The 4,927-nt window shown below is 67.9% G+C and carries 3 protein-coding genes; all 3 read right to left on the reverse strand.

Features of this window, described 5'->3' with window-relative positions:
• Window positions 1–1,596 (reverse strand): 1,4-alpha-glucan branching enzyme (gene glgB / locus VGF64_04290; protein HEY1633953.1); only part of this gene is annotated, 1,596 nt, incomplete at its 3' end.
• Window positions 1,593–2,999: a phosphotransferase gene (locus VGF64_04295; GenBank protein HEY1633954.1), complete on the reverse strand. Its 1,407-nt coding sequence runs from the start codon at window positions 2,997–2,999 to the stop codon at window positions 1,593–1,595. The genes glgB and VGF64_04295, both read right to left, overlap by 4 nt.
• Window positions 2,996–4,777: a maltose alpha-D-glucosyltransferase gene (treS, locus tag VGF64_04300; protein ID HEY1633955.1), complete on the reverse strand. Its 1,782-nt coding sequence runs from the start codon at window positions 4,775–4,777 to the stop codon at window positions 2,996–2,998. Before treS ends, VGF64_04295 begins: the two co-directional genes overlap by 4 nt.
• Window positions 4,778–4,927: the final 150 nt, after the last annotated feature.

The following is a 4,927-nucleotide window of genomic DNA, read 5'->3' on the forward strand; positions in this document are numbered from 1 at the left end:
GTGGGACAGCGGAAGCACGAAGTTCTCACTGAACGCGTACATGAGGCTGAAGGTGAGCTCGTGATGGTGGTAGCGGCGGTAGATGGGGTCCTGCTGGAAGTAGGCCAGCGTGTCGTGCATCCAGCCCATGTTCCACTTGAAGCCGAAGCCCAGGCCACCCAGGTAGGTGGGGCGCGAGACGCCCGGCCACGCCGTGGACTCCTCGGCCGCGGAGATGATCCCCGTCTCGTGGCCGTACATGACCTCGTTGAGCTCTTTGAGGAAGGCGACGGCATCGAGATCCTCGCGGCCGCCGAACTGGTTGGGCACCCACTCGCCCTCGCGGCGCGAGTAGTCCAGGTAGAGCATCGAGGCCACGGCGTCGACCCGGATGCCGTCGACGTGGTACTCGCGCAGCCAGAACAGCGCGTTGGAGATGAGGAAGTTGCGGACCTCGTAGCGCCCGAAGTTGAAGACCAGGGTGCCCCAATCCGGATGCGATCCGCGGCGCGGGTCGGCGTGCTCATAGAGCGCGGTGCCGTCGAAGCGGGCGAGCGCGAACTCGTCGCGCGGGAAGTGTGCCGGGACCCAGTCCAGGAGGACGCCGATACCTCTGGCGTGCATCTTGTCGATGAAGGCGCGCAGGTCGTCGGGCGAGCCGTAGCGGGGGGTGGGGGCGAAGTAGCCGGTGACCTGATAGCCCCACGAGCCGCTGAAGGGATGGGCCATCACGGGCAGCAGTTCGACGTGGGTGAACCCCATGTCCTCGCAGTAGGTCGACAGCTCGTCGGCGAGCTCTGAGTAGGTGAGCGGGCGGTTCTCCTCCAGCGAGTTCAGCCGCCACGAGCCGAGGTGCACTTCGTAGATCGACACCGGCTCTGACAGCGGCTCGTGCTTGCCCCGGTCCGACAGGAACTTGGCGTCCTTCTTTGACCAAGGGTGGCCCGGGACGTGGATGACCGAGGCGGTCTTGGGTGGGACCTCGGTCTCCTGGGCGTAGGGGTCGGCCTTGAGCAGGATCTCGCCGTCCTGGGTGAGGATCTCGTACTTGTAGCGCTGACCCGCCCCGACGTCGGGCAGGAACAGCTCCCAGATGCCGCTGGAGCCCATCGAGCGCATCGCGTGCAGCCGGCCGTCCCAGGAGTTGAAGTCGCCGACGACACTCACCGCGCGGGCGGCCGGTGCCCACACCGCAAACGCCGTGCCCTGGGTGGGTGGGTCGCCCGCCTCGATGACGTGGGCACCGAGACGGTCGTAGAGCTCCTCGTGGCGCCCTTCGCCCATCAGGTGCAGATCCAGCTCGCCGATCGTGGGCGCAAACGCGTAGGGGTCCTGGATGCTGAACTTCCCGCCCGACCCGTAGTCGACCTTGAGCTTGTATCTCAGCGGCAGCTCGGCGCCGTCGATCTCGGCCTCGAAGATGCCGCCCGGGTGAATCTCGGTCATCGGAACACCCTTGCCGCGGCTCGGCTTGAGCGTGACCGACTCGGCCGAGGGCCGCAGAACGCGGACGACGACGCCGCCCTCTGAGGCGTGGGGGCCGAGGATGGCGTGGGGTTCAGGGTGCTCGCGGCGGACGAGAGCATCGAGATCGGTTTTGGCGATGGTGGTGGTCATGCGGTCTCCAAGAGGCGAGCGATACCCGCCACGGGAATGGGCAACCAATCCGGTCGATTGTCGAGCTCGTACTGAAGCTCGTAGATGGCCTTCTCCAGCTCGAAGATCGCCAGCATGTTGGCGATGGCGGTCTCGCCTCCGGGCAGCAGCGCCGGGTCGATGGCGGCGAAGTAGTGCTCCAGGAAGACGGCGCGGGCCTGGTCCTCGAACTGGCCGGGCGCCGGAACCCCACGCATGATCTCGGCGGCCGAGGTGGCGTAGGCCAGCGAGCGCAGCATCCCCGCCACGTCGCGCAGGGGGCTGCGCTTCTGGCGGCGCTCGAACAGCGGGCGGGCCGGCTCGCCCTCGAAGTCGATGATGACCCACCCCTGGCCGCCCGCCCGGTGCAGGGTCTGGCCGAGGTGGTAGTCGCCGTGGGTGCGGATGGCCCGGCCGCCGATACCGGTCTGGGCGCGCATGGCGATCTGCTCTCGGACGTCCTGGCCGCGACCGGCGATGGCGGCCACGCGCTCGTCGTCGGGCAGGCGGTTAAAGACGCGCTCGATGTCCTCATCGATCGTCGCGGTGAGCAGCGACATCGACTCGGCGCTGGGCTCATCGGGGCTGAAGGCGGAGTCTGAGGCGTCGGAGGCCAGGCAGTTGTGCAGCTGGGCGGTGACCGTCCCGAGGCCGGCGAGCTCGGCCAGGAAGGCCGGGGGGTCGGTGGCGATCTGGTCCAGGGCCAGCTCCCAGCCGCCGACCGCGTCGGCGAAGAAGCGCTGCGCCACGCCGAGCGTCGCCAGGAACGACCTGCCCTCGTACTCGTACCAGCCCTGCAGCGGCGCAATGTTGGCGAATTCCCGGCGGGTGAGGAACTGCAGCACCTCCAGCTCGGGGTTGATGCCGGGCTCCAGGCGCCGGAATACCTTGAGCACCGTCTCGTCGCCGAAGACGATCGAGGAGTTGGACTGCTCGACCCCCATCGGGCGCACCGGCGCCTCCAACGGCAGCTGGCCGCTGACCTCGACATGCTGGAAGCGGAAGGTGCCGTTCGCGCCCTCCAGCGTGCTGTCGGCGTCCATCTGGCGCATCAGCTCGCGCACCAGCTCGGGATCGGCGACGGCATCGACGGCCGTCCAGTCCTCGGTGGCGCAGACGACCGGCCGGCTGCCCACCTGATCGGGGGCCAGGAGCACGAACGGAAGCTGGTAGAGCTCGTGGCTGCCGGAGGCAAAGCGCGCCTGCACGAGGTTGACGATCAGCGGCGGCGCGTCGGCGATGGTCACGCTCTCCTCGATCTGCAGCCCGGTGACGTGTCGCGACTTGGAGGCGTACCAGCGCTGGGCCTCCAGCCACTCCGCCACGCTCTCGGGGTCCAGGCGATCGATCTCAGAGCCCGCCGGGTTGGTCACGCGCTCCGTCATCCGATCGCGTCCTCCCCCTCCTGCACGAGCTGGAACCAGAAGAAGCCGCGGGGCGCGAGCGTCAGCAGGTAACTCAGATCGCCGATCCGGGGGAACCGGCTGCGACCGAACAGCTCCACCGGATACCGGCCCTCGTGAGCGGACAGGTCGAGCTCCACCGCCTGCGCCGAGCGCGCCAAGTTGTGCACGCACAGGACGGTGTCCTCTTCAAAGCGCCGCAGCACCGCGAAGACCCTCGGGTTGGACGTCTCGATCGGCTCGTAGGTCCCCAGTCCGAACACCGGATGCTCCTTGCGCAGGGCGATGAACCGGTGCATCCAGCGCAACAGCGACGTCGGCGTGCGCAGTTGGGCCTCGACGTTGACCGCCTGAAACCCGTACACGGGATCCATCAGCGGCGGGGCGTAGAGCTGGGCGAAATCCGCCCGGCTGAAGCCGCCGTTGCGATCCCCGGTCCATTGCATGGGCGTCCGCACGCCGTCGCGGTCGCCGAGGAAGATGTTGTCTCCCATCGCGATCTCATCACCGTAGTAGAGAACCGGAGAGCCCGGCAGGCTGAAGAGGATCGCAGTCATGAGCTGGATCTCATCGCGCCCGTTGTCCAGCAGCGGCGCCAGGCGCCGGCGGATGCCCAGGTTGAGCTTCATCCGCGGGTCCTTGGCGTACTCGGAGTACATGTAGTCGCGCTCCTCGTCGGTGACCATCTCCAGGGTCAGCTCGTCGTGGTTGCGCAGGAACAGGCCCCACTGACAGTTGCCGGGGATGGCCGGCGTGCGCTCGAGGATCTCGTAGATCGGAGTGGCCTCCTCGCGGCGGACCGCCATGAACATGCGCGGCATCACCGGGAAGTGAAAGCACATCTGACACTCGTCGCCGTCGCCGAAGTACTCGACGACGTCGGCCGGCCACTGATTGGCCTCGGCCAGCAGGACCCGGTCGGGGTAGGTCTCCTCGATCTCCGTGCGGACCTTCTTGAGGTACGCGTGGCTCTCGGAGAGGTTCTCGCAGATCGTGCCCTCGCGCTCGTAGAGGTAGGGGACCGCGTCCAGGCGAAAGCCGTCGAGCCCGATGTCCAGCCAGAACCGCAGCACGCCTGACATTGCCTCGTGGACCTCGGGATTGTCGTAGTTGAGGTCGGGCTGGTGGGAGAAGAAGCGGTGCCAGTAGTACGCGCCGGCCACCGGGTCATAGGTCCAGTTGGAGACCTCGGTGTCGGTGAAGATGATGCGCGCGTCCTGGTAGCGCTCGTCGGTGTCAGACCACACGTACCAGTCACGCTTGGGGCCGTTGGGGCCGCCGGTGCGGCTCTCCTGAAACCAGGGGTGATCTGACGAGGTGTGGTTCATGACCAGGTCGGCGATCACGCGAATGCGCCGGGCGTGGGCGGCCTCGATGAGCTCCTGGACGTCGGCCACGGTCCCGTAGTCGGGGTGTACCCGGGTGAAGTCGGAGATGTCATAGCCGCCGTCGCGCAGCGGTGACTCGTAGAAGGGCAGCAGCCAGATGCAGTCGATCCCGAGCCACTGGAGGTACTCCAGCTTCTCGGTGAGCCCGCGGAAGTCGCCCGACCCGTCGCCGTTGCCGTCGAAGAAGCCACGGATGTGGATCTCGTAGAAGACCGCGCGCTTGAACCACAGTGGCTCGGCCTCGAACCACTGGTAGGCCTGGTTGGGCGCGGCGGTCGCGCCCGTCGCGGCTCCGGGCGCGCCGCCGCCGGCGCCGCCCGCGCGCGACTCTCGCGCCAGCAGGTGCGTCAAGGTCGAAGGTCCAACGCTCATCGCTCGACCCGGAGCACGTGCGCCTGGCGCACCCCCGGGGTGAGCGCCACGTAGTTGTGGCCGATCCGCCACTGGAAGCGCTCGCCCGACAGCTCGTCATGGACGGTGAAGCTGGGCGGCAGCCCGAGGCTCGCCGGGATCACCGTCACC

Source organism: Acidimicrobiales bacterium (genome assembly GCA_036491125.1).
Taxonomy (GTDB): Bacteria; Actinomycetota; Acidimicrobiia; order Acidimicrobiales; family AC-9; genus AC-9.